Origin of the sequence: Candidatus Methylomirabilis limnetica, from assembly GCF_003044035.1 — a bacterium.
Taxonomy (GTDB): domain Bacteria; phylum Methylomirabilota; class Methylomirabilia; order Methylomirabilales; family Methylomirabilaceae; genus Methylomirabilis; species Methylomirabilis limnetica.
Genome location: NZ_NVQC01000024.1, coordinates 26,095 through 49,051, shown reverse-complemented (window position 1 = coordinate 49,051; position 22,957 = coordinate 26,095). Strand labels below are relative to the sequence as shown.

Below are 22,957 nucleotides of genomic sequence, written 5' to 3'. Positions count from 1 at the left end.
TCTGCGTGAATCCGCGGTTGGGACCATGCGCCCTGTCAACGATGCTTGATGTGCCGTCGGAACGTCTTCCCGTAGCACTCCTCTCTGTAAACAGATGATGGCAATGCTGACGTTGGCAGAGCAGTTGCGGCTCCTCGTCTTGTGTGACGGGGCTGTTGAGGGCGCTGTGGCTTCCCATACTCAGGATCTCGAACGGTGAGGACTGATGGAGTAGTGGGGCTCTCTGATGTTGCGCCCGCCGTTGAGACCAAGGGTTTGGTCAAGTGGTTTGGCGCGCATCCGGCCCTGCGGGGCGTGAACCTTCGCGTTGCCAAGGGGGAGATCCTGGCTCTATTTGGCCCGAACGGAGCGGGCAAGAGCACACTGCTGAGAATCCTGGCCGGACTGATGCGACCGACCGCCGGATCAGCGCATGTCGCCGGGCTTGATGTGAGTAGGGATGGCGATGGCGTGAGGCGGGCTATCGGCGTTCTTGCCAGCGGTCACCAGCTATATGAGGCTCTGACCGGGCGTGAAAACCTCCTGTTCGCGGCGACCATGCTGGGTCTGGATCGTTCAGCCGAACGAGTGTCGGAGGTTCTGGTCAAGGTTGGACTGGAGGCGGCAGCAAATGGTCGTGTCAGGACCTTCTCCAGCGGGATGAAGCGGCGCCTTTCCATGGCAAAGCTGATGCTGCGTGAGCCAAAGGTCATGCTTCTTGACGAGCCGTTCACCAACCTTGACCTTCAGGCGACAAAGCTGCTGGAGGAATTTCTCATCGCCTCAAAAAGTACCGGCACAACGATCTTGTTGGCCACTCACAACCTGACGATGGGGTGTGCTATAGCAGACCACATGGCCATCTTGCGGCAGGGGCGGCTGGTCTTTGACGCGAGACGAGACGAGGTGAGCCTGGAATCGTTGCGCTCCCTTTTTGCGCTCCATGGCGAGTTGTGGGAGGTCGAATGATCTTTGCCAGAAGGGTCCTTGCGATCGCGTGGAAGGATCTGATCGCAGAGTGGCGCGATCGGGAAAGTATCACCGCCATGTGTTTTTTCGCTTTCCTGGTCTTGTTCCTCTTCAGCTTCGCGCTCAACGGGGATCAGACGCTTATCCGAGGCGCCTCATCCGGCCTGTTGTGGTTGGCCTTTGCATTCACCGGCGTGCTTGGTCTGGCTCGATCGGTTCAGAGCGAACTGGCGAATGACTGCTTGGATGGCCTGCTCCTGTATCCTGCCGAGCGGGAGGCGATTTACCTGGGGAAACTGTTGAGCAACTTCAGCGTGATCCTCCTTGTCGAGCTGATAAGCTTTCCCCTTTTTGCGATCCTGTACAATATGGACCTCTGGTCGCAACTGCCTAAGCTCCTCGTGATTACGGTACCGGCGACGCTCGGATTCGCCGCGGCCGGAACGCTGTTGTCTACCATGACGGCGGGCCTGAGGGCACGGGAGGCGATGCTACCGTTCCTCCTGTTTCCTATGACGATTCCCTTGATCCTGGCTGCCGTCAGGGGGACGGAGGTCGTGCTGCGGCGCGAGTCATTCGACCTTGCCATGCCCTGGCTCAAGCTGATGGGGGCGTTTGATGTGCTGTTCCTTGTGGGGTCGTTGTTGACATTCGAGTTTCTGGTTGAGGAATGAGACGATGACCTTACAACGGATCGAATGGGTACTGGGCGTGTGTACTGCCATTGGATTACTGATCGGCCTGTACATAGGCTTGATCTATGCGCCGCCCGATGCAGTGCAGGGAGAGGTGCAGCGGTTGATGTACCTGCACGTCCCCTTGATCCTCGTCAGCTACCTGGCCTTTTTTGTAGTGTTCGTGACGAGCATCCTGTATCTGGGGCGCCGTAGCCGGCAGTACGATGCGATCGCGCATTCGTCTGCCGAGATCGGCACGCTCTTCACCGCCCTGGCGATTGCAACCGGCTCAATATGGGGGCGACCGACGTGGGGGGCCTGGTGGACGTGGGATGCGCGACTGACCTCGACCGCTATCCTGCTGCTGATCTTCCTCGGCTATCTGATGCTTCGGGCACTGATGGAAGACGAGTCGCGAGGGGCCGCCTTCTGCGCCGTCCTTGGGATTATCGGGTTCCTCGATATTCCGATCATCCACATGTCCGTCGTGTGGTGGCGCACCCTGCACCAACCCGCGTCGCTCCTGAAATCTGGTCTATGGACGGTGGCCCCGGACATGCTGATGGCGCTCCTGACGAACCTCGCTGCCTTCGTGCTGTTGTACGGATATCTCCTGGCTAAGCGACTTCGGCTCGAGGGGGCGAGGGAAGAGCTTTTCAACCTGCGGATGGAGCTACTCGGATGAATCCGTGGTCCTATAATCTGGCGGCGTATCTGCTGTCCGCCGTGGGTCTGCTCTGGTATATCGTCTCGATCTGGAGGCGTATGAAGGCAGTGAGGGTGCAGGTTATGGCGCTCAAGCACCATACGAAGGACAAGGCCAATTGAAGAAAAAGACTAAACTGCTCCTGGGGGCGGTCGTCATCGCGTCGACCATCGGTTATCTGATCGTTGGCGGAATCCGAGAGGCCGCCGTCTACTACATCACCCCGACGGAGCTCAAGCAAAAGGGATCGGCGACAACGGATAGAGCCTTTCGCGTAGGCGGGATGGTGGTGGCTGGATCGCGCAGTTGGGATCCGCAGACACTGAAGCTGACCTTCCGCTTGGGCGACGAGAAAGAGCAGGTTGCGGTCGAGTACGTGGGCTCGCCGCCTGACCTGTTCAAGGAGGGATCTGGCGCGATTGTGGAGGGGAAGTATATGAACGGCCTCTTTCAGGCAGATACGATCCTGGCCAAGCATTCTGAAGAGTATCGGCCGCCTGAGGAGGGTCAGGCCACGGCGAAGGATCACTACCGAACGCTGGTGAAGCCGCCGGCTACGCGACCATGATTGCGACACTTGGCCGGTTCAGTCTTTGGTTGGCCCTCGCCATCGCGGTCTACGGCGCGTTCGTCTCTATCATGGGGGCGCGGCGGCGTCAACCGGCCATGATCGAGAGCGGCCAAGGAGCGGTAGTCTCGGTGTTTGGCCTCAGCACCTTCGCAATCCTGCTGATGGAGGCTGGGCTGGTCGGCCACGACTTCAGCCTTCAGTACGTTGCCAGGAATGCCAGCCTTGATACACCGCTATTCTACACGATAATTGCACTGTGGGGAGCGCTCGAGGGCTCAATTCTGCTCTGGGTCTGGCTGCTGGCCCTGATGACCCTCCTCACGGTGATGTTCGAGAGGAAGCGGCAGCGTGAATTGATCCCGTACGTGACGGCTGTCCTGCTGTGCATCTTGACCTTTTTCCTCATCCTGGTGGCCTTTCCGGCCAATCCCTTTACCACGATGTTCCCAGTGCCACTTGACGGGCGCGGGCCGAATCCGCTTCTGCAAAATCATCCCCTGATGGCGGTTCACCCCCCCGGCCTGTACGCCGGCTATGTCGGCTGGTCCATTCCGTATGCCTTCGGCATAGCCGCCCTGATCACCGGTCGGCTCGGTGAGGCATGGATCAGGGCCGTACGCCGCTGGTCGCTCGCGTCCTGGGCCTTCCTTACGGTCGGCATTATCGTCGGGGGGCGGTGGTCCTACGACGTATTGGGATGGGGCGGTTACTGGGCCTGGGACCCAGTGGAGAACGCCTCGTTGCTGCCCTGGCTCACCGGCACGGCATTTCTACACTCGATCATGATCCAGGAGCGACTAAAGATGCTGAAGTTCTGGAACGTGGCGCTGATCATCATCACCTTCGCGCTGACCATCTTCGGCACCTTTCTTACGCGAAGCGGTATTCTCTCGTCTGTTCACGCGTTCTCTGACTCGACCGTCGGGCCGTTGTTTCTGGTCTTCATCGGCCTGATCCTGTTTTTCTCCTTCGGTCTCATGGTGTACCGGAGCGACAAGTTACAGGCGGAAGGCGATATCGATTCACTGGTGTCCCGCGAGAGCGCCTTCCTGACGAACAATCTGTTACTGCTGGGATTCGCGTTTGCGGTCCTCCTTGGTACGCTGTTTCCCCTCCTGTCCGAGGCGGTTCGCGGGGTCAAGGTTAGCGTGGGCGAGCCGTTCTTTAACGCGGTGAACGTTCCTATCGGCTTGGGTCTGATCTTCCTGATGGCCATCGGACCGCTGATCGCCTGGCGACACGCCTCGCTCGATAGCCTGCGACGGACCTTTACCATACCCTTGTGCCTCACTATTCCGGGAGCCGGTATCTGCTGGTTCCTTGGGGTTCGTGGGTTGTACCCGCTCCTGGCCTTTGCCTTCAGCCTGTTTGCCGCCATTACCGTCATTCAGGAGTTTGCCAGTGGCGCCATAACGCGACGTCGAAAAACAGGAGAGGGGTATCTGGTCGCGCTCTCGAAACTCACCAGCCGGGGCCGACGGCGCTATGGCGGCCTCATAGTCCATCTGGGGGTAGCGCTCGTCGTGGTCGGTATTACCGCCTCGTCGGTCTTCAAGCTGGAGCAGGAGGTCACCCTGAAGAAAGGCGAGTCGCTCCAGCTTGGTAGGTACCAGGTTCGATTTGACGAACTCAGCGCCTGGCAAGAGCCGCATCGCTTTGTAGTGCAAGGGAGCTTTACGGTCTTCAACTCGAATCAAAAGGTAGCCGAGATGCGGCCTGCCAAGCGGTTTTATCCGGCCGAGCAACAGCCGATCGGCACCGTCGATGTCCGCTCTACGGCACGGGAGGATCTCTACCTGGTCCTTTCGTCGTTTGCGCAGGATGGAACTACCGCCACCGTGAAGGCGCTGGTTCGCCCGCTGGTGATGTGGATCTGGCTTGGTGGCTGGGTGATGGTCCTGGGCTCGCTGATCGCGATCTGGCCCGACCGGAGACGGGCCCTCGCTGCAAACCAGGTGGAGGAGCAGATGGCATGGCAACCTGGAAGAAGCTAAGCCTGCTGCTCAGCATTATCCCACTCCTACTGCTCCTGGCTTACGGCTTCAAGACCAACCCGAGGGAGGTGCCATCGCCGCTGGTGGGACACCAGGCGCCCGCGTTCGCTCTTTCCATGTTTGATGGAAGCAGCACCAGCCTGGAGCAGCTCCGTGGGAAGGTCGTGGTCCTGAACTTTTGGGCCTCCTGGTGCTACCCAGCCTGCTACGAAGAAGCGCCACACCTGGAGGCCGCCTGGCAGACCTACCGGGATCGAGGGGTGATGGTCATTGGGGTGGATATCCAGGATCGGGATGCTGATGCAAAGGCGTTCATCGAGCGGCTCAAGCTCAGCTTTCCAAGCGGTCCTGACCCGCAGGGAAAGATCTCCATTGACTATGGTATCTATGGCGTACCGGAGACCTTCTTCATTACGAAGGACGGCACGATTCATTACAAACACGTCGGAGCCGTCGACGCGAAGGTGCTGAAGGCAAAGATCGATGAGATGCTCTGATCTGCGTTCAACGTTCAACGTTCAAGGTTCAAAGTTCAGAGTTCCTTGTTGGGAAGCTCTGGAACTTGCTGAGAAAGAGATGACACATGCGTAGAACGGTTGCCTTGGTGGTGATGGTGGTAGTCCTTGGGACGTGGCCATCCGCCATACTCGCTGGCAGCATCGAGGAACAGACCCACCTACTGGCTGCCGGGTTGCGCTGCCCGGTGTGTCAGAACCTCTCGGTAGCCGACTCACCCTCAGAGATGGCGATCCAGATGCGCGAGGTCATCCTCGATAAACTCAAGAACGGTGAGAGCCCGGAGCAGATTCGAGGCTACTTCGTTAGTCGCTATGGCGAGTGGATTCTGCTTGCGCCGACGCGCAAGGGTTTTAACTGGATCGCGTGGCTGCTGCCATTCGTCGCCATCCTGGGCGGAGCTGGGATCATCGTTCTCAAGATCCGTCGCGCGATGAGGAGGGGTCACGGCCCAAACGGGGATGCATCGCGCCCCCTTGATCCCCGCTACGCCACTCGACTCGAAGCGGAACTCAAGGAATCGGAACGCTGATGATCATAGAAAGTTCAACGTTCAATGTTCAACGTGCAACGTTCAAAGTGCAATGTTCAACGTGCAACGTTCAAAGTGCAATGTTCAACGTGCAATGTTCGGGGTGCAACGTTGAACGTTGAACATTGAACGTTGAACCCAACCATAATGTTAATACTAATTATCATCCTGCTAGTTCTTCTCGCCCTCTTGCCGGTAATCATGCCGTTCTTCAGATCGTCTAATGGAGTTCCACTGTGGTCAGAACAGACCGAGTTGCAGGAGCTCCTGGCCGAGAAGCAAATGGTATATGCCGCAATCAAGGAGCTTGAGTTCGATTACCAGGCTGGGAGGCTCAGTCTCGAAGACTATGAGCAGGCGCGCCATAGCTACGAACTGAGTGCGATTGCTCTCCTCAAACAGATCGACGGTATAGGCACGCAACAGGCAGGCGGAGACGTTGAGTCCAGAGGCAAACCGCGCCGATGAGCCGCCTCATGGAGTCTCGGCTCGCTGCCTCAGGCTTAGACGCGCTGTATCGGAAGATACTGAATGGCATTCGCATGGACCTCTGCGACGGACTAGCGCTCTACCAGACACGCGACCTGACCTCAGTGGCGTTTCTCGCCAACCTGGTGCGCGAGCGCCTGAACGGCAACCTCGCCTATTTTGTCCGCAACCTGCACATCAACTACACGAACATCTGCAACAAGGGATGCAAGTTTTGCTCATTTTATGCCCCGCCCACCGACCCACGAGGGTATGTACTGAGCATCCATGATATCCAGGATCAGATCCGGAAGTACGATGAGGTTCCCCTCCGTGAAATCCACATAGTGGCGGGGATCAATCCGAAACTCCCGTACCAGTACTACCTCGACCTCATCACAGCTGTGAAAGACGCGAGACCCGGCGTCCAGGTCAAGGCGTTCACCATGATCGAACTGGCGCAGATCCAGCGAGTGGCCAACAAGCCGATGGAAGAGGTGCTGGCCGACCTCAAGGCGGCAGGGCTCGATTGTTGCCCTGGCGGCGGAGCAGAGGTATTTAGTGACCGCGTTCACGAAGAGCTGTTCAGGGCCAAGCTGGACAACGACGAATGGTTTGACGTGGCCAAGGCCGTACATCGGGCCGGTGTCCGTTCAAACGTTACGATGCTCTATGGCCACATCGAGACGGTTGAGGAAAAGGTCACGCACCTGCTCCATATTCGTGATTTGCAGGACGAAACGGGCGGCTTCATGTGTTTCGTCCCGTTGGCATTCGATCCGACCAACACCGAGCTCAGCCATCTCCCGATCACTACCGGGTATGCCAACCTGCGTGAGATTGCCATCGCCCGTCTGCTCCTCGATAATATCCCTCACATCAAGGCATTCTGGGTCATGACCACACCGGCGGTGGCGCAGTTGGCGCTCTGGTACGGGGCGGACGATGTCGATGGGACGGTGAGCCATTATGAGATTACCCACGCCATGGGTGACAACTCCCATCATCAGGAGCTCGCTCACGCCGAACTTCTCGCCATGATCCACGAGGCCGGCCGCCAGCCAGTAGAGCGCGACGCGCTCTACAACGCCATCACTCCCATTCCTCTCACCACGTCTGGTAGAGGATAGAGCTGCTATACTGACCAGCGCTGCAGTGTTTCAGGGGTCTAGGGGTTTAAGGAGCTCCGGGTAAGGCAAGGGAATCGAACTGAATTTCCCTGCCCTTCACCATACGGTGAAACTTTTCGTGATTGCTGTGACAGAGTTTATATGGTAACCTATATGTTACCTTAGACGATGGCAGCCATTCGAATTCTGGAGTACCTCGATCCCGAGGGTCGCTCGCCGTACGCCGCCTGGTTTGAGGGGCTCAACGCGCCCGCCGCAGTCAAGGTCGCGGTTGCGCTCTATCAACTGGCCGCGGGCAACTCTTCAAACCTCAAGGGGGTCGGCTCGGGTGTGTTCGAGCGAAAAATCGACTTTGGCCCTGGCTACCGAGTCTATTTCGGCAGGGACGGCGAGCGCGTGGTCATCTTGCTCGGCGGCAGCACCAAGCAACGCCAGCAACAGGCGATCGAGGCGGCGAAGGAGCGCTGGGCCGATTATCGCCGCCGCAAGGCCAAGGGATAAGCAGACCGGAGGCGCTATGGCACTCACACGGGATTTCAAGGACACAGTTGTGGCGCGCGCGCAGCTCGACCCGCGTTTTCGCGAAATGCTCTTCACGGAGGCGATCAACGCCTATCTCGGGGGTGACACCGCCGCGGGTAAGGCCATCCTGCGCGATCTGGTCAACGCCACCGTCGGGTTCGAAGAATTGGCCGCTGAGCTGAACAAGCCGAGCAAGAGCCTGCATCGGATGCTGGCGCCGCGCGGCAACCCGAGTACAGAGAACTTCTTCGGTATCGTGAGCGCCCTCCAGAAGAAGGCCCGCGTAAAGCTGCGGGTAACCGCCAAGGCCGGCTGATCCCGGACGCGGACCGATTGAGATGACTGACAAAACAACGGTGCATGAGTTTAACTGCTTCAGGATCGCTGTCCCATAGCGAGTGCCGGATGGAACCGAGGAATCTAAGGCATGGCTGAGTCGAACGGCAGGATCGAGGCGATAGCAGAGAAGGTCGAGGCGGGGGAGCGGCTCTGCTTCGATGATGGGGTTGAACTCTTCGAACGCGCGACACTACTGGAACTATCCGCGATGGCTGACTGCGTGCGCTGGCGATTACATCCCGAGCCGGTTGTGACATATGTCATTGGCCGTAACATCAACTATACCAACGTCTGCTGGGTCCAATGTTCGTTCTGCGCTTTCTACCGGGTCCCGGGCTCTACCGAAGGGTATCTCCTGCCCAAGGAGGATATCTTTCATAAGATCCAGGAGCTGATCGAGCTTGGTGGGACGGAGGTCCTGCTGCAAGGGGGGCTTAACCCCGGCCTGAAGATCGACTATTATGAGGATCTGCTCACCTCAATCAAGGCTCGCTTTCCGGTCCATCTCCATGCGCTCTCTACTGTAGAAATCAGTTATATATCAGATAGTTCCAGGCTATCCCTCAAGGACACGTTGAAGCGGCTTAAAGCGGCTGGCCTCGATTCGATCCCAGGAGCTGGGGCTGAACTGTTAGTTGATGAGGTGAGAGAGCGGGTCTCGCCACTTAAGGAGAGCGCATCTGACTGGCTGAACCTCATGCAGATCGCCCACGGTCTTGGGATACCCAGCACGGCCACGATGATGTACGGGGTGGGAGAGACGCTGGCCCAGCGCATTGAGCACCTTATCAGGATTCGAGAGCTGCAGGATCGGACCGGCGGTTTCACGGCCTTCATCCCCTGGAGCTATCAACCCAATGGCGACGCGCTCCGAGGGCGCGGTGGTAGTGGCTACGGCTATCTTCGGACTGTGGCTGTGTCCAGAATTATGCTGGACAATGTACAGCATATCCAGGCATCCTGGCTGACGATGGGCCCAAAGATCGGACAGCTCTCGCTACAGTACGGCGTCAATGACTTCGGGAGCACCGTTCTTGAGGAGAATGTTGTGAGGACTGCCGTCACGGCGCAGCTTATGCCTCTCGATGAGATCCGACGAAACATTGCCGACGCAGGTTTTGTCCCAAAACGTCGAAACTCACGATATCAGCTCTTAGAATGAGCAAATCTCCCCTCGCCCCTCTTTTCCAAAGAGGGGTCAATCCTCGCTTCGGGAAAGGGGGTAAGCTATTTTCTGCGCTGAGCACTAATCCACGCCACAGACGCAATCAACGCCACACGCCATGAACGCCATGAACGCAAGAGGTTGGACGTGAGCAAGGGTGTACAACAGCTCGATGACTATCGATGGCTACTCCCGCAAGATTACAAACCTGGGATGCGTGTTCCGGGGATCATCTATGCCGATGACATCCTGATGCAAGCGATCATGAAGGACCTCTCCTTGGAGCAGGTGGCTAATGGAGCCTTCCTGCCGGGGATCGTCAAGGCCTCCTTTGCCATGCCCGACATCCATCAGGGGTACGGTCTTCCGGTCGGTGGGGTGGTTGCCACGGACATCACCGATGGTGTCGTGTCTCCCGGCGCGGTCGGGTACGACATCAACTGTGGGGTTCGATTGCTTCGTACGGAGCTGACAAAAGAGGAGGTGCGGCCAAAGCTCAAGGAGTTGGTCCTCGCCCTGTTCAGCGAAATCCCAACCGGCGTCGGCTCACGGGGCCGGATCCGCTTGAGCAGGCAGGAGATGGAGGCGCCGCTGCTCAAAGGCGCAGCATGGGCTGTTAAACAGGGGTACGGAGAGCCGGCAGACCTTGCCTGCATCGAATCCGGCGGGTGCCTTGCGGACGCTGATCCGGATGCCGTAAGCCATAAAGCCCTTGAGCGGGGGAGTAGCCAGCTCGGAACGTTAGGCTCCGGCAATCACTTCCTGGAGGTCCAAGCCGTCGCCGAGATCTACGATCCCCATGCCGCCGAGGTTCTCGGTCTGTTCGAGGGCCAAGTGACCGTGATGATTCATACCGGTTCTCGAGGCCTGGGGCACCAAGTCTGCACAGATTCTCTCGTCGAAATGGAGCGGGCAGTGAGGAAGTATGGGATAGAGCTCCCAGACAGGCAGCTCGCCTGTACGCCTTGGAAGTCGCCAGAGGCTACGCAGTACCTTGGCGCCATGCGGGCCGCCGCCAACTTTGCCTGGAACAATCGCCAATGTCTGGCCCACTGGGCGAAGGAGGTATTCCTGAAGGTCTTTGGCATCTCCCCCAGGACATTGGGACTCTCCACGGTCTATGATGTAGCCCACAACATCGTCAAGGTAGAGGAGCACGAGGTCGAGGGCAGGCGGCTTAAGCTGGCGGTCCATCGGAAGGGCGCAACGCGAGCCTTCCCGCCTGGGCACCCGGAGCTGCCGGCTCACTACCAGGCCATCGGCCAACCTGTGCTCATCCCTGGTGACATGGGCCGGGCCTCCTTTGTGCTGGTGGGAACGGGCGCCATGGAGCAGACCTTCGGGAGTACCTGCCATGGAGCTGGCAGGGTCATGAGTCGCCATGCCGCCATCAAGGCCGCCAAAGGTCGCGCCATACACAGGGAGCTTGAGGATCAAGGGATCATTGTCAAGGCGTCCGGCCAGGAGTCGTTGGCTGAAGAAATGCCCGAGGCGTATAAGGATGTGACCCAAGTGGTGACGGTTGTTCACCGTGCCGGCCTCTCTAAGATGGTCGCCCGCCTCCGCCCCATGGGCGTCATCAAAGGGTGATGACCGCATGGGCCGGCTTGGGTCTATTTCGTCTATCTGGTCTATTTGGTCTATCTCGTCCATCTCGTCACCGACCAAATCGACAGCGGATCATTTCGTCTACTCCGTCACCGACCAAACAGACCAAATAGACCAAACAGACCAAACAGACCAAATGACCAGATAGACCAGTTAGACATTTTCTAGGGAACTCAATATGACAGAATGGATGATCCTGCTGTTGGGGCTCGTGATCGGCGCCGGGTTTGGATGGGTGATAAGCGCGGCCCGGACCAAGGCAGCAGCGGGCTCCATCTTGCGAGATCAGGAGACGCGAACCGCGGCCGCAGAGGCGCGGGTTGAGGAGATTCGCATCCAGCTCGCCTCGGCCAGGGAGGACTTCGACACCTTGCGCGAGGATTTACGACAGGCTGAGACAGCCAGGACTGCCGCCGAAACTCGAGTCGTCGAGACCGACAAAAACCTTACTGAGCAGAAAGCGCTCCTGGAGGATGCAAAGACCCGGCTCACTGATACATTCAAGTCGCTTGCGGCTGAAGCGCTGGCCGGTAACAACACAGGGTTCCTCATCCTCGCCGAGGAGAAGTTCAAGGCGCTGAAGGATGAAGCTACTGTCGATTTGGACGCTCGTAGAAAAGCGATCGAGACTATTATTAACCCACTCAGCGAAACCCTCTCCATTTATCAGCAAGAGACAAAAGCGCTCGAAGAGAAACGGCTCAGAGAGTACAGCACAGTGGGGGAACAACTGCGTGCAGTCGCCCTGAGTCAGACCACCCTTCAGAGTGAGACCGCCAAGCTGGTCAACGCCCTGAGATCCCCACAGGTTCGCGGCCGGTGGGGGGAGATCGCGCTTCGGAAAACGGCTGAGCTCGCCGGGATGTCGCCCCACTGCGATTTTGTGGAACAGGAGAGCGTGACAACTGAAGAAGGGCGTGTCCGCCCCGATATGGTCGTCAAGCTTCCGGCCGGGCGCGAGGTAGTGGTGGACTCCAAGGTCCCACTCGGAGGATTCCTCGAGGCGCTGGAAGCCAAAACGGATGAGGAACGCGAAGTGGCCCTCCTCAAGCATGCGGCACAGGTGAACCAGCACGTCACGAAGCTGGCCTCGAAAGAGTACTGGGATCAGTTCGCGGCCGCTCCAGAGTTCGTCGTACTCTTCATCCCGAACGACTCCTTTCTCGCCGCAGCCGCCGAGAAGGATCCGGCTCTGGTTGAATCGGCAATCTCGAAGAAGGTCGTCATCGCGACACCCTCGACCTTTATCGCCCTACTCCGGGCCATCGCCTATGGGTGGCGACAGGAACTCGTCGCGGAGAGCGCCCAGCGCATCTGTGCCCTGGGCCAGGAACTCGCCGACCGGATGGGGATACTTGCCGAGCACCTCCTCAAGGTCGGTGGGGCCATTGGCAAGGCCGTGGATTCATATAACGCCGCGGTTGCCTCGTTTGAGAGCCGCGTCTTCCCCACGGCCCGAAAGTTTCAGGCGCTCGGAGCCGGTGGCAAGAAGGAGATCCAGGAACTGCAGCCGATCGATCAAGCGCCTCGACGCCTGACCGCATTCGATATCGACGAGGCAGAGTAAATTGGTCTATTCGGTCTGTTCCGTCTATTTCGTCTATCTCGTCACCGACCAAATGACCAGAAGGACCAGAAAGACCAGATAGACCATCTTCGGTCTATTCCGTCCTTCTGGTCTATTCCGTCTTTCTCGTCCCAGACCAAATAGACCAGACAGACCAGACAGACCAAATAGACCAGATAGACCATCTTTTGGTGGATTCTTGACACCCCTGTTGATTGGGGGTAGATTAGAAAACAATAGGAAGCGGGTACGGGAGTCTGCGGGAGCAGGCTGAGAGGGCGACAGAAACCGTCGTCGACCGTCGGACCTGATCTGGGTCATGCCAGCGTAGGGAGCATCCTGAAAAGGTTGAAGTGTCACGCTGGCAGTGTCTTGCCGGCGTTTTTGTATTTCTGAGAAGGAGCCTCACATGGTTGCACGGACTACTCACCTGAATGGGGACTGCGTGACGCAGTTACACTATGCCCGCAAGGGGATCATCACGCCGGAAATGACCTACGTTGCCGAGCGGGAAGGTCTAGATGCCGAGGTTGTCCGGGCCGAGGTGGCCCGTGGCCGACTCATTATTCCCTGTAATATTTATCACAGAAGCCTCGAGCCGATGGGGATCGGGACGGTGGCCACTGTCAAGATCAACGCCAACATCGGCAACTCTGCCTTGACCTCCGACATCGATGAGGAGCTGTGCAAACTGATGCTGGCTATACGATACGGGGCCGATACGGTCATGGACCTGAGCACAGGCGGCAGCATCGACGAAATCCGCCTCGCGATGATCGCGGCCAGCCCGGTTCCAATCGGCACCGTTCCTCTCTACCAGGCGGTCGCGAGCGTGGAACAGGTGGAAGACCTCACCGCTGACGATATGATCGACATGATTGCGCACCAGGCCAAGCAAGGCGTGGACTACATGACGATTCATGCCGGCGTCTTGCGTGAGCACCTGCCGCTCGTGCAGTCTCGGATCACCGGGATTGTGAGTCGAGGCGGCGCCCTCATGGCGCGATGGATGCTCGCCCACCAGCAGCAGAATCCGCTGTACACGCATTTCGAGACGCTCTGTCAGATCTTCCGAAAATACGACGTCAGCTTTAGCCTGGGCGACGGCCTGAGGCCGGGCTGTACCGCAGATGCCTCCGATGCAGCTCAGTTCGCCGAGCTTCGGACCTTGGGCGAACTGACAAAGGTGGCATGGGCCCACGATGTCCAGGTGATGATCGAAGGACCTGGGCACGTGCCGATGGACCAGATCGAAATGAACGTGCGGATGGAGCAGGAGATTTGCCAGGAGGCGCCGTTTTACACGCTGGGCCCACTAGTGACCGACATCGCGCCTGGATACGATCACATCACGTCGGCGATCGGCGCCGCGATGGCCGGATGGTACGGTGCCTCGTTGCTCTGTTATGTGACACCGAAAGAGCACCTCGGCTTACCCACGTTGGAAGATGTGAAGCAGGGGTGCATCGCGTACAAGATCGCCGCCCATGCGGCCGATATTGCCAGAGGCCGGAAAGGCGCGCGCGATCGCGACGATGCGATCTCTCGTGCCAGGGTTAACTTCGACTGGGAGGGCCAGTTCGCGCTGGCGATCGACCCCGAGACGGCCCGCGCCAGACATGATGAGGCCCTGCCCAACGAGGAGTTCAAGAGCGCCGAGTTCTGCTCGATGTGCGGCCCGAAGTTTTGCTCGATGAAGATCTCGTCGCATCTTGGCGAGGTACAAGGTATCCATAAGCCATAGTTCCCCTCACCCGCACCCTCTCCCCCAGCGGGGGGCGAGGGGTAAAAAAAGACGCGGCTCCGCACCCAGAGGCGAGGGATAATAATAAAATCTCCTCTCCCCCCAGCGGGGAGGGAGAGGATGAAGGTGAGGGGGAACGGGGTGCCGACTTTCATACCTGCGGCGCACCTTCGGCGCATGGGGTATTTGCTCACATGACGGCCGCAAGATCAAAGGGTCCTGCCTTCTGGGGGCATGGGTGATGGAAGAGCTGTCCGGCTGTGATGCGACGGTCATGATCTCAGCCAGCGAGATCGATGCGAACCTGTACTATGCGACCCGGTTCGCGGCGCCGGACCCCTTTATCTTTGTCCAGACTAGCGCAGAGAAGATCGCCGTGATGAGCGACCTGGAGCTGGATCGGGCGAAGAGTCAATCGAGCGTAGATACGGTTCTCTCCTATGGCGCGTATGAGCGCATGGCGAGGCAGAAGGGCGCCGACGCACCGTCCTTGCTGGATGTCCTGGACCTCGTGCTGCAGGAGCGAGGGGCTCGCCACCTGCTGGTCCCTGGCAACTTCGGTGTCGAGTACGCCGATGGCCTGCGGGCAAGGGGCTACACGCTCTCCGTGAAACGTGAGCCGTTCTTCGAGGCGCGGCTGGTGAAGAGCGACGCAGAGGTTGAGGCGATTGCCGCGACTCAGCGCGCCACCGAAGAGGCCATGGGCGCGGCGGTCTCGGCAATTCGGGCAGCCAGGATAGAGAGCGACGGGCTGCTGTACCTCGACGGTGAGCAATTGACCGCCGAGGCGCTCAAGAAGATCATGCACATGAAGTTGATGGAACACGAGTGCGTGGCCCAACATACGATTGTGGCGCCCGGCCTGCAGGGGGTCGATCCGCACCATCATGGAAATGGGCCCATCAGGGCAAACGAGTCGATTGTGATCGACGTCTTTCCGAGGTCGGAACGTAGCCGTTACTATGCCGACATGAGCCGGACCGTCGTGAAGGGGAAGGCATCTCCGAAGCTTCGAGCTATGTACAGAGCGGTGCTCAGCGCCCAGGAGCGCGGGATGGAGTTAATCAGAGACGAAGCCGACGGAAGGGCCATACACGCCGAGGTGAATGGTGTGTTGGAGAAGGATGGATTTACCACCTGTATGCTCGGCGGGCGGATGCAAGGGTTCTTCCACGGCACTGGTCACGGGGTTGGTCTCGATATCCATGAACCCCCGCGTATCGGTAAGACAGGTGGGGTTCTGAGAAGTGGCTACGTGGTGACAGTTGAGCCTGGGCTCTACTATCTGGATGCAGGGGCCATTCGGATTGAGGACCTAGTGGTCGTCACTGCGGCAGGGTGCCGAAATCTGACCAACTTCCCAAAAGAGATCAGCGAGTTTGAGATCGAATGATGACGCGTGTCGCTCCCCTAAATCCCCCCAATTCCCCCTTTGATAAAGGTGGGCGAATGGGGTATTGGGTTCCTACGCTTACAATGACACCTTTCAATCTACGCGCAAGAAGATCCCTTCGGCGTACGGCACGAGTTTCTTCAACTGGATTTTCTCATCACGAGTTCACCGCATGTGTCGATATACTGGTTAAGGGCCAAGAGAATTTCTTGAACGGCGGGAAGGCTTCCCGTGAGCCGTAGAGGCGATACGATTCTTTCTTGTGGCGCCAGTGAGATTTTTCGCTTGTGGATTGGATGAAGAGGTAGTACGCTCAGTCAATAACACAGCATAAGGGTGATGCAATGCGCATGTCATTGGCTCAGGAAATCTTAGATATCTTGTATCGTGATCCGGGCACCCACCGGGCGTCTAAGGATGCCCTCAGCGACTGGATCCTCGATAGTCAACCCCACGGGTCTCCGCTCGATGGAACCGCCGTCATTCAATACCTCGCTGAACACCAACCGGATATTCTCGCACGGCTCAAGATCAACACCCATGTCAAGGAAGAGATCGCGCGCGTTCTGGACGCCATCGGCCATAAATAGGACACACGGCCGTCAGCGGTTAGCGATCAGCCTTCAGTCTATCTACAGCTACACATGATCTACGTGATTGGCGATATACACGGCTGTTTGGAGCCGCTACGCCGGCTCATGGCGCAACTTCGTCTGTCCGAGGCTGACGAGGTGGTCTTCCTGGGAGATTACATTGATCGGGGACCGGATTCAAAGGGGGTCATTGATTACCTGCTGACCCTGCAGGGTCGGTACACATTCCTCATGGGTAATCATGAGCGCATGTTTCTTGATTTTCTTCAGGGACAACAGCGGCCCCTATTTCTGTATAACGGCGGTACCGCGACGTTGGAAAGCTACGGTGGGCTCCGCGGGATCCCCGCGACACATCTAACTTTTCTAGACCGCCAAAGGCCGTACTATGAGACGCAGGACTATCTCTTCGTCCACGCCGGGATCAGGCCCGCGATGCCGCTGCAGGAGCAAGGCGAGAGCGACCTCCTGTGGATTCGCGAAGAGTTCTACGCGTATCCAGGTCGGTTCCCCAAGACGGTTGTGTTCGGCCATACACCGATGCGAGAAGTCCTGATGGAGGACGACCGGATCGGCATCGATACGGCCTGTGTCTATGGCAACAAGCTGACCTGCCTGATCCTCCCATCACGTGAAGTGATCCAGGTTTCGAATCCCCTCGATATGCACTCCCGCACCACCCCCATCACATACGGCGTCTGAAGCATATCTTACCAAATCTCCCCTCATCATCCTGTGATAATAGGGTAGGGGGGATTGATGGATTGCGCTGTCAATCTCTGGTATTGACTCTCCACATTATATTTGACGCTAGATAGTAACCTATTATAATATATAGCCAATATAATGGATCAGCCTGATAGATTTCAGTAACGTTGAAGCCATTTAGCATTTTTTGACTAGCCCAACGATCGTGCCCTGCAAATAAGATGGCGAAGCGGTGGCTGGAGGTATGATGGTGACGGTTCCGCAGTGGTACGCGCTCCGTACCCGCTCCCGGCATGAGAAACGAGTGTGGGCTCAGGTCGATCGCCAAGGCATCGAAGCGTTTCTTCCGCTCATCGATCGGCGGAGTCGATGGAAAGACCGTACGGTGAAGGTCCAATTCCCATTGTTCCCCGGTTATTGCTTCGTACGCTTCGCCTGGCAGGATCGGGTACGAGTAGTGAGTGCCCCTGGTGTCGTAGAGGTGCTGGCAGTGGGCGGCCACGACGTGCCTATCGCCGAGGCCGAGATCGAGGGAGTGCGACGCCTGGTCACCAGCACCCTCCCCGTTGATCCATACCCTTTCCTTGAGCCTGGGATGCCGGTCGAGGTACGACGCGGCCCCCTCCATGGCCTCCGTGGGTTCCTGGTTAGGAAGGCCACCAGAGCGCGTCTCGTCATCGCTATCAGCCTCATTTGCCAAGGCGCATCGGTTGAGATCGATGCCGATGACGTGGTCGCGGTGTGACGTGTGCCCATGGACATGAAAGCCCGGACATTGCACCCCCTCCCCACCCCTCCCCCCTCGATCGATAGCCCTGCCCTTTCACCATGGAAGCTTATCAAGCTCCGATATGCTCTCATGGCCGACCGCTTCGTCGAGGTCGGATTGTATGGTCTGATCGTCCTCACGCCACTGGCCTTCGGGACCGTCGAGCTCTGGTCGATTGCCATTGCAGAGGTGATGATCTTCACGATCGCGCTCGTGTGGGGACTCGCCATGCTGAGCGATGGCGGAATCCGAATCGAGCGAACGGCCATGAACCTCTGTTGGCTCTTGGTCCTGATCTTTGGGCTGCTTCAGGTGATCCCGCTTCCGCTTCAGGTGATCCGCCTCATCTCGCCAAAGGCCGCTGCCATCTATCAGCAAATGGAGTTTGACAGCCATCTCGCAGCCTCATGGCACACGCTCTCGCTTGTGCCGTACGCAACCCGACAGGCGCTTGTGCGAATGCTGGCCTTAGCGCTCGTCTTCTGGGTTGCCGTGAGCCACCTGCAGACCCGTGACCAGGTCGATCGAATTGTTCGCGTCGTGATGACTACAGGGTTCGGGTTGGCCCTCTTCGGAATAATTCAGCATTTCGCCGGGAACGGGAAGCTGTACTGGGTTCGGGAGCTCACCCAGGGAGGCAGCCTCTTTGGCCCATACGTCAATCGCAATCACTTTGCCGGCTACATGGAGATGGTGATCCCTCTGACTATCGGCTATATCGTGGCGAACAGACGGCCGATATCCGATGGTACATGGGACTGGCGGAGCCGGTTACTTCATTGGGGCACCCCCCAGGCGAGCCGATCACTGCTCGCCTTTTTTGGGGGGCTCATCATGTCTGTGGCCCTGCTGCTGACCGGATCACGGGCAGGACTGTTCAGCTTCTTCTGTTCCATCCTCTTCATGGCCGTCCTGTTCTCGTCCCGGCGGTTACGCAGCAAGCAGCTATTGGGAATGCTGGTCTCGTTTGTGGCGTTGGGACTGACGTATGCCTTCTGGCTGAACCCGGATAGGGTCCTGCAGACTTTCGCGATTATCCAGCTCGGGACCGACGATCCCTCCTTCCACGGTCGCGTTCTCATCTGGCAGGATACGTTGCGTCTGGGCCATGACTTTCGCTGGAGCGGCACCGGTCTTGATACCTACATCTGGGCCTTTCCGCTCTACAAGGGGCCTCTCGTCGATCAGGACGAGTACGACTTCGCCCATAACGACTACCTGCAGGCGTTCGCCGAAGGGGGGGTGCCCTTGATGGCTATCCTTGCGCTGGCATTGCTGTGGGGCGGGATACAGTTGCTGAACGGGTGGTCCCGGCATGAGGGAACGCACACACGGGGAATCGGACTTGGTCTGCTGGCCGGGCTTGTGGCCATGCTGGTCCATAGCGCCTTCGACTTTAACCTCCACCTCCTCGCGAACGCGATCCTCTTCGTCCTCCTGTTGGCGCTGGCGTCAAGGCTCCTTCTCCTCAGACGTCCGCAGGCTAGCGCCTCGACGCGCTCGGATTTCCCATGAGCGCTACTCTCTGGTCTATCTGGTCATTTCGTCTATTCCGTCTATCTCGTCACCGACCAAACAGACCAAATGAGCCATGAAACTCACCCGCTTCGAAGACCTGGAGTGTTGGCAGGAGGCAAGAAGCCTGGTCCGGACGGTCTACGCGGCCACCCGGGATGGGGCCTTTAAGAAAGACCTCCGGCTGTCAGGACAGATTCAGGCAGCAGCGGCGTCAGTGATGGCCAATATTGCAGAAGGGTTCATCCGCCGTTCAGATAAAGAATTCATCCAGTTCTTATTCATCGCCATGTCCTCCGCCGCCGAAGTGCAGAGTCACCTCTACATCGCCGTCGATCAAGGGTACGTCGATCAGAAGCAATTTGATGACATGTACACCCAGGCCAACAAAACGGCCATGATCATCTCAGGCCTACTCAAGTACCTCCGCACCAAATAGACCAAACAGACCAGATAGACCAAACAGACCAGATAGACCAAACAGACCAGATAGACCAAACAGACCAGATAGACCAGATAGAAAAGGAGATGCAAAGCATGAAGCGAGCCTTAGTTTGCGGTGCCGGTGGGTTCATCGGTGGGCACTTGGTGAAGAAGCTTAAGCGCGAGGGCTATTGGGTGCGCGGCGTGGACAGCAAGCCCCACGAGTTTGCGCCCACCCAGGCCGATGCGTTCCGGCTGCTGGACTTGCGCGACCCCCAGAACTGCCGGACGGCCCTGACTCTGTCAGACGGCGGGAGCTTCGATGAGGTCTACCAACTCGCTGCCGACATGGGTGGCATGGGCTTCATCTCCGTCTCGGAGTGCGAGGTGCTGCACAACAACGCCCTGATCAACATCCACATGACTCACGCCGCTGCCGAGGCGGGGGTGGCCCGCTACTTCTTCTCTTCCTCAGTATGCATCTACCGGGACATGCAGCCCGATGAGCCGCCCGTGACCGAGGACGACGCCATCCCGGCCAACCCGGATAACGAATACGGCTGGGAGAAGCTCTACGCCGAGCGGGTGGCAATGGCCTACGGGCGCCGGCACCCCATGCACGTGCGCATCGCTCGCTTCGAGAACTGCTACGGCCCGGAGGGGACCTGGACCGGCGGCCGCGAAAAAGCGCCGGCAGCCCTCTGTCGCAAGGTCGCCGAGGCGGAGGACCATGGGACCATCGAGGTCTGGGGCGAAGGGACGGCCATCCGGGTATTCACCTATGTCGACGATCTGGTGGACGGGATCTTCGCGCTGATGCACTCGGATCTGGGCGACCCCGTAAACCTGGGAAGAGAGGATCGGGCGACGGTGGCCGATCTTGTGCGGACGGTGATCGAGGCATCCGGCAAGCGCATGACCATCAAGTACGTACCAGGCCCTGTGGGAGTGCAGGCCCGTAATTTCAGCAAGGCGCGTATCGCGTCGCTCGGATGGAAGCCCAAGGTGTCGCTTGAGGAAGGGATCGCTCGTACCTATTCGTGGATCCAGGCGCAGGTAAAGGTAGCGCAAGACTCAGCCAGTCGCACGTGAGCCGAAGGTAACCCCCCCCGAATGATGGTGATCGATGGTTTATCCCCTAAAGACGAACGATGAATGACCGCGAATAGCGATTAACAGGTGGAAGGGGAGTAAAAGATGATGCAGCCTACTCCACGCGCAGCCGATACGTATATTCAACCGAAGGAGTCGTCGATGAGCGAGAAATCTGCATTCCTCAAAGCCCTTACACCGGAGGCAAAGGCCTGCCTCGGAAAACAGATGTTCCAGATTCCCCGCTACCCATTCCGTGTCGGCGGCGAAAGCCGTCGGGGCATACCGACGCAATTTGCCGATAGCAGGCGCGCTGCCCACTCAGAACCAAATAACGACGTGTATCTGCGAGATCCGGGTCCGCTCCTTAACGTATCGCGGGAACACTTCCAGATAGAATTGCGTGGAGAGGATCATTTTCTGGTTGACCGTGGAAGCGCCTGTGGCACCCTTCTCGAAGGCGCGATCATCGGTAAGAATAGAACCGGAGGTGAAAAACGCCTGGACGACGGCGACGTTATCATCGTCGGGACTTCCGCCTCGCTGTATGTGTTCAAATTCCTCAATGCTGCTTAGCGAATACAATCGAACAACGAATTCCAATTCCGAATCGGCGATGATCGTATCGTGGTCGGTATCGGCTGAAGGCTGAAGGCTTTTAGGGATAATCAGAGCTAACTGCGCTATCAACTAAAATTGTCAAAGCATTTGGGCTTCTTGCCCAACGAGGATTAAGCTCTACTTGAACCAAAGGTCTTAGCAACCGGGAAGGTCTTGGATAGCTTGATTCGTGCCTTGCGAGATAATAATTTATAGCCTTCAGCCTAAACATCCGAGTAGTTACAGATAGTGTTTTAGAACAAGGGCGTGATTCTAATGGAGGAGCGATGAAAATCAAGCTGCTGGGAATGGCGGTCTTGGGACTAGTGGTGGGGAGCGGACCATTCACGGATGTCTTCGCGGATGAGTCAGGTGCGCCACGATTTGCTCAGAAGGCGGTCCGCGGGCTGACAAATGCTGGGCTTGGCGTCGTAGTTGAGGTACCGAAGACGATCTACTACGATACCCTTGAGGATGGACCACTGTACGGCCTGACGGTTGGGGTCTTGGAGGGGTTGAGCTGGGGGATTGCGCGAACTCTGGCCGGGGTCTACGAGGTGGTAACCTTCACGTTCCCGGTTCCGGAAGGTTATCGCCCGATCTACCAGCCCCATTTTCCTTTCGAAGCCGGGAAGACGGATCTCGCCGAGTAGCTGGTGAATCATCCGAAAAGCTCCCGATACTCCTAATCGAGGGCTGGGATACTTCCCGAGGAGATTAGTCATTCATTGAAGACGGTGGTTGCTACGGAGGCATTGGGGTTACCTGCCTTCTGCTGGACTGAATAATATCTGCTTGAAGTCCTCTTCGGAAAGCTGAAGGCGAAAGCTTCTATCCCTTGGGTCGATCTGGATCCGCCGCTCGTAGCGCCCGACGGGCGCCGCCCCTGCAGCGGTCTCCGCGATCGTCCTGGCCACGATTTGGTGTGGCCCGGCAATTAGCGCGAGTTGACGTGATTCGCCTGGTCGAATAGTCAGAAGAGGTGGAATCCCGGCGATGTCCGGGTCAACGTCCAGATATACGTTGATGGTCCATTTGGTGGCGTTGACCAGCATCCCAGACGTTCTGGGCGTACCCATGGCCGGTGGCGGGCCCTGCCAGGCAACCGGCGGTGGGCAGAAGCGCCATCCCTCACTGGCTTCGAGAAGCTGCTCATGCTGAATGCCGGACTCAGAAATGCCGAGGGTAATGATGCCAAGAAAGAACCGCGCGGCATACTTGGAGTCACGAGTTCCAACCGAATCGCAGGGACGAATCGCAAGGCTGGCGCATCCCGAAAGGGCAACCGCCAATGCGACAAAAGCAATAGCGCGTTTCACAGTAACCTCCCGTGACGACGTTACGGTTTGGCTGTCGAGTGACACCTTGAGTATGGCC

26 protein-coding genes and 1 riboswitch are annotated in these 22,957 nt (G+C 58.1%); of the genes, 25 read left to right on the top strand and 1 reads right to left on the bottom strand.

Annotated elements, in window-relative coordinates; translation table 11 throughout:
- The first annotated feature begins 195 nt into the window (after window positions 1-195).
- From ccmA to CLG94_RS10000, 25 genes are all read left to right on the top strand, one after another.
- On the top strand, window positions 196-948 hold the full coding sequence (ccmA, locus tag CLG94_RS10115; protein WP_107563201.1) for a heme ABC exporter ATP-binding protein CcmA: 753 nt from the start codon (window positions 196-198) through the stop codon (window positions 946-948).
- Window positions 945-1,622, top strand: a complete 678-nt coding sequence (locus CLG94_RS10110; RefSeq protein ID WP_107563199.1) for a heme exporter protein CcmB — start codon at window positions 945-947, stop codon at window positions 1,620-1,622. Before ccmA ends, CLG94_RS10110 begins: the two co-directional genes overlap by 4 nt.
- Window positions 1,623-1,626: 4 nt before the next feature.
- On the top strand, window positions 1,627-2,310 hold the full coding sequence (gene ccsA, locus CLG94_RS10105) for a cytochrome c biogenesis protein CcsA (protein WP_107563197.1): 684 nt from the start codon (window positions 1,627-1,629) through the stop codon (window positions 2,308-2,310).
- Window positions 2,307-2,453 carry a hypothetical protein gene (locus tag CLG94_RS13325; protein WP_161954135.1) on the top strand — a complete coding sequence of 49 codons (147 nt, stop codon included), beginning with the start codon at window positions 2,307-2,309 and terminating at the stop codon, window positions 2,451-2,453. Before ccsA ends, CLG94_RS13325 begins: the two co-directional genes overlap by 4 nt.
- On the top strand, window positions 2,450-2,899 hold the full coding sequence (ccmE, locus tag CLG94_RS10100) for a cytochrome c maturation protein CcmE (protein ID WP_161954134.1): 450 nt from the start codon (window positions 2,450-2,452) through the stop codon (window positions 2,897-2,899). Before CLG94_RS13325 ends, ccmE begins: the two co-directional genes overlap by 4 nt.
- A complete protein-coding gene (locus CLG94_RS10095) occupies window positions 2,896-4,896 on the top strand; it encodes a heme lyase CcmF/NrfE family subunit (RefSeq protein ID WP_107563195.1) in 2,001 nt (666 codons plus the stop codon). Before ccmE ends, CLG94_RS10095 begins: the two co-directional genes overlap by 4 nt.
- On the top strand, window positions 4,875-5,393 hold the full coding sequence (locus CLG94_RS10090) for a TlpA family protein disulfide reductase (RefSeq protein ID WP_107563194.1): 519 nt from the start codon (window positions 4,875-4,877) through the stop codon (window positions 5,391-5,393). Before CLG94_RS10095 ends, CLG94_RS10090 begins: the two co-directional genes overlap by 22 nt.
- An 86-nt stretch (window positions 5,394-5,479) precedes the next feature.
- A complete protein-coding gene (locus CLG94_RS10085) occupies window positions 5,480-5,944 on the top strand; it encodes a cytochrome c-type biogenesis protein (RefSeq protein ID WP_107563192.1) in 465 nt (154 codons plus the stop codon).
- 147 nt (window positions 5,945-6,091) lie between these two features.
- A complete protein-coding gene (locus CLG94_RS10080; RefSeq protein WP_107563190.1) occupies window positions 6,092-6,412 on the top strand; it encodes a hypothetical protein in 321 nt (106 codons plus the stop codon).
- Window positions 6,413-6,420: 8 nt separating this feature from the next.
- Window positions 6,421-7,542: a radical SAM protein gene (locus CLG94_RS10075; RefSeq protein ID WP_239993205.1), complete on the top strand. Its 1,122-nt coding sequence runs from the start codon at window positions 6,421-6,423 to the stop codon at window positions 7,540-7,542.
- Window positions 7,543-7,719: 177 nt separating this feature from the next.
- The gene (locus tag CLG94_RS10070; RefSeq protein ID WP_107563229.1) at window positions 7,720-8,043 is read left to right on the top strand and encodes a type II toxin-antitoxin system RelE/ParE family toxin; all 324 of its coding nucleotides are present in this window, start codon (window positions 7,720-7,722) and stop codon (window positions 8,041-8,043) included.
- Window positions 8,044-8,059: 16 nt separating this feature from the next.
- Window positions 8,060-8,380, top strand: a complete 321-nt coding sequence (locus CLG94_RS10065) for a helix-turn-helix domain-containing transcriptional regulator (RefSeq protein ID WP_107563186.1) — start codon at window positions 8,060-8,062, stop codon at window positions 8,378-8,380.
- Window positions 8,381-8,491: 111 nt separating this feature from the next.
- Entirely contained in the window at window positions 8,492-9,565 is a 1,074-nt protein-coding gene (mqnC, locus tag CLG94_RS10060) for a cyclic dehypoxanthinyl futalosine synthase (RefSeq protein ID WP_107563185.1), read from the top strand.
- A 150-nt stretch (window positions 9,566-9,715) separates the two neighbouring features.
- The gene (locus CLG94_RS10055; protein ID WP_107563183.1) at window positions 9,716-11,158 is read left to right on the top strand and encodes an RtcB family protein; all 1,443 of its coding nucleotides are present in this window, start codon (window positions 9,716-9,718) and stop codon (window positions 11,156-11,158) included.
- Window positions 11,159-11,354: 196 nt separating this feature from the next.
- Complete coding sequence (locus CLG94_RS10050; protein WP_107563181.1) at window positions 11,355-12,743, top strand: DNA recombination protein RmuC; 1,389 nt, start codon at window positions 11,355-11,357, stop codon at window positions 12,741-12,743.
- A 239-nt stretch (window positions 12,744-12,982) separates the two neighbouring features.
- A riboswitch (TPP riboswitch) is annotated at window positions 12,983-13,094 on the top strand.
- 58 nt (window positions 13,095-13,152) lie between these two features.
- On the top strand, window positions 13,153-14,487 hold the full coding sequence (gene thiC, locus CLG94_RS10045) for a phosphomethylpyrimidine synthase ThiC (protein WP_107563174.1): 1,335 nt from the start codon (window positions 13,153-13,155) through the stop codon (window positions 14,485-14,487).
- Window positions 14,488-14,728: 241 nt separating this feature from the next.
- Complete coding sequence (locus tag CLG94_RS10040) at window positions 14,729-15,880, top strand: M24 family metallopeptidase (RefSeq protein WP_107563172.1); 1,152 nt, start codon at window positions 14,729-14,731, stop codon at window positions 15,878-15,880.
- Between the two features lie 344 nt (window positions 15,881-16,224).
- Entirely contained in the window at window positions 16,225-16,470 is a 246-nt protein-coding gene (locus tag CLG94_RS10035) for a hypothetical protein (RefSeq protein WP_107563170.1), read from the top strand.
- 54 nt (window positions 16,471-16,524) lie between these two features.
- Window positions 16,525-17,175: a metallophosphoesterase family protein gene (locus tag CLG94_RS10030; RefSeq protein WP_107563169.1), complete on the top strand. Its 651-nt coding sequence runs from the start codon at window positions 16,525-16,527 to the stop codon at window positions 17,173-17,175.
- Window positions 17,176-17,425: 250 nt separating this feature from the next.
- A complete protein-coding gene (locus CLG94_RS10025; protein WP_107563167.1) occupies window positions 17,426-17,926 on the top strand; it encodes a UpxY family transcription antiterminator in 501 nt (166 codons plus the stop codon).
- A gap of 9 nt (window positions 17,927-17,935) precedes the next feature.
- Window positions 17,936-19,465, top strand: a complete 1,530-nt coding sequence (locus CLG94_RS10020) for an O-antigen ligase family protein (RefSeq protein WP_107563165.1) — start codon at window positions 17,936-17,938, stop codon at window positions 19,463-19,465.
- Window positions 19,466-19,541: 76 nt separating this feature from the next.
- Window positions 19,542-19,904: a four helix bundle protein gene (locus CLG94_RS10015; RefSeq protein WP_107563163.1), complete on the top strand. Its 363-nt coding sequence runs from the start codon at window positions 19,542-19,544 to the stop codon at window positions 19,902-19,904.
- A gap of 98 nt (window positions 19,905-20,002) precedes the next feature.
- Entirely contained in the window at window positions 20,003-20,980 is a 978-nt protein-coding gene (locus CLG94_RS10010; RefSeq protein ID WP_107563162.1) for an NAD-dependent epimerase/dehydratase family protein, read from the top strand.
- Between the two features lie 162 nt (window positions 20,981-21,142).
- Window positions 21,143-21,556: an FHA domain-containing protein gene (locus CLG94_RS10005; protein WP_161954133.1), complete on the top strand. Its 414-nt coding sequence runs from the start codon at window positions 21,143-21,145 to the stop codon at window positions 21,554-21,556.
- Between the two features lie 311 nt (window positions 21,557-21,867).
- Entirely contained in the window at window positions 21,868-22,233 is a 366-nt protein-coding gene (locus tag CLG94_RS10000; RefSeq protein WP_107563159.1) for an exosortase system-associated protein, TIGR04073 family, read from the top strand.
- Between the two features lie 108 nt (window positions 22,234-22,341).
- On the opposite strand, the gene CLG94_RS09995 is transcribed toward CLG94_RS10000, so the two are convergent.
- Window positions 22,342-22,899, bottom strand: a complete 558-nt coding sequence (locus CLG94_RS09995; protein WP_107563157.1) for a hypothetical protein — start codon at window positions 22,897-22,899, stop codon at window positions 22,342-22,344.
- Window positions 22,900-22,957 lie beyond the last annotated feature (58 nt).

Coding starts and splice junctions, on each gene's coding strand:
- CLG94_RS10025 (WP_107563167.1), top strand. CDS start 17,426: ATGATGGTGACGGTTCCGCAGTGGTACGCGCTCCGTACCCGCTCCCGG.
- CLG94_RS10065 (WP_107563186.1), top strand. CDS start 8,060: ATGGCACTCACACGGGATTTCAAGGACACAGTTGTGGCGCGCGCGCAG.
- CLG94_RS10030 (WP_107563169.1), top strand. CDS start 16,525: ATGATCTACGTGATTGGCGATATACACGGCTGTTTGGAGCCGCTACGC.
- CLG94_RS10095 (WP_107563195.1), top strand. CDS start 2,896: ATGATTGCGACACTTGGCCGGTTCAGTCTTTGGTTGGCCCTCGCCATC.
- CLG94_RS10010 (WP_107563162.1), top strand. CDS start 20,003: ATGAAGCGAGCCTTAGTTTGCGGTGCCGGTGGGTTCATCGGTGGGCAC.
- CLG94_RS10110 (WP_107563199.1), top strand. CDS start 945: ATGATCTTTGCCAGAAGGGTCCTTGCGATCGCGTGGAAGGATCTGATC.
- CLG94_RS13325 (WP_161954135.1), top strand. CDS start 2,307: ATGAATCCGTGGTCCTATAATCTGGCGGCGTATCTGCTGTCCGCCGTG.
- CLG94_RS10005 (WP_161954133.1), top strand. CDS start 21,143: ATGAGCGAGAAATCTGCATTCCTCAAAGCCCTTACACCGGAGGCAAAG.
- CLG94_RS10000 (WP_107563159.1), top strand. CDS start 21,868: ATGAAAATCAAGCTGCTGGGAATGGCGGTCTTGGGACTAGTGGTGGGG.
- CLG94_RS10035 (WP_107563170.1), top strand. CDS start 16,225: ATGCGCATGTCATTGGCTCAGGAAATCTTAGATATCTTGTATCGTGAT.
- CLG94_RS10075 (WP_239993205.1), top strand. CDS start 6,421: ATGGAGTCTCGGCTCGCTGCCTCAGGCTTAGACGCGCTGTATCGGAAG.
- mqnC (WP_107563185.1), top strand. CDS start 8,492: ATGGCTGAGTCGAACGGCAGGATCGAGGCGATAGCAGAGAAGGTCGAG.
- CLG94_RS10090 (WP_107563194.1), top strand. CDS start 4,875: ATGGCAACCTGGAAGAAGCTAAGCCTGCTGCTCAGCATTATCCCACTC.
- CLG94_RS10020 (WP_107563165.1), top strand. CDS start 17,936: ATGGACATGAAAGCCCGGACATTGCACCCCCTCCCCACCCCTCCCCCC.
- CLG94_RS10040 (WP_107563172.1), top strand. CDS start 14,729: ATGGAAGAGCTGTCCGGCTGTGATGCGACGGTCATGATCTCAGCCAGC.
- thiC (WP_107563174.1), top strand. CDS start 13,153: ATGGTTGCACGGACTACTCACCTGAATGGGGACTGCGTGACGCAGTTA.
- CLG94_RS10015 (WP_107563163.1), top strand. CDS start 19,542: ATGAAACTCACCCGCTTCGAAGACCTGGAGTGTTGGCAGGAGGCAAGA.
- ccsA (WP_107563197.1), top strand. CDS start 1,627: ATGACCTTACAACGGATCGAATGGGTACTGGGCGTGTGTACTGCCATT.
- CLG94_RS10085 (WP_107563192.1), top strand. CDS start 5,480: ATGCGTAGAACGGTTGCCTTGGTGGTGATGGTGGTAGTCCTTGGGACG.
- CLG94_RS10050 (WP_107563181.1), top strand. CDS start 11,355: ATGACAGAATGGATGATCCTGCTGTTGGGGCTCGTGATCGGCGCCGGG.
- CLG94_RS10080 (WP_107563190.1), top strand. CDS start 6,092: ATGTTAATACTAATTATCATCCTGCTAGTTCTTCTCGCCCTCTTGCCG.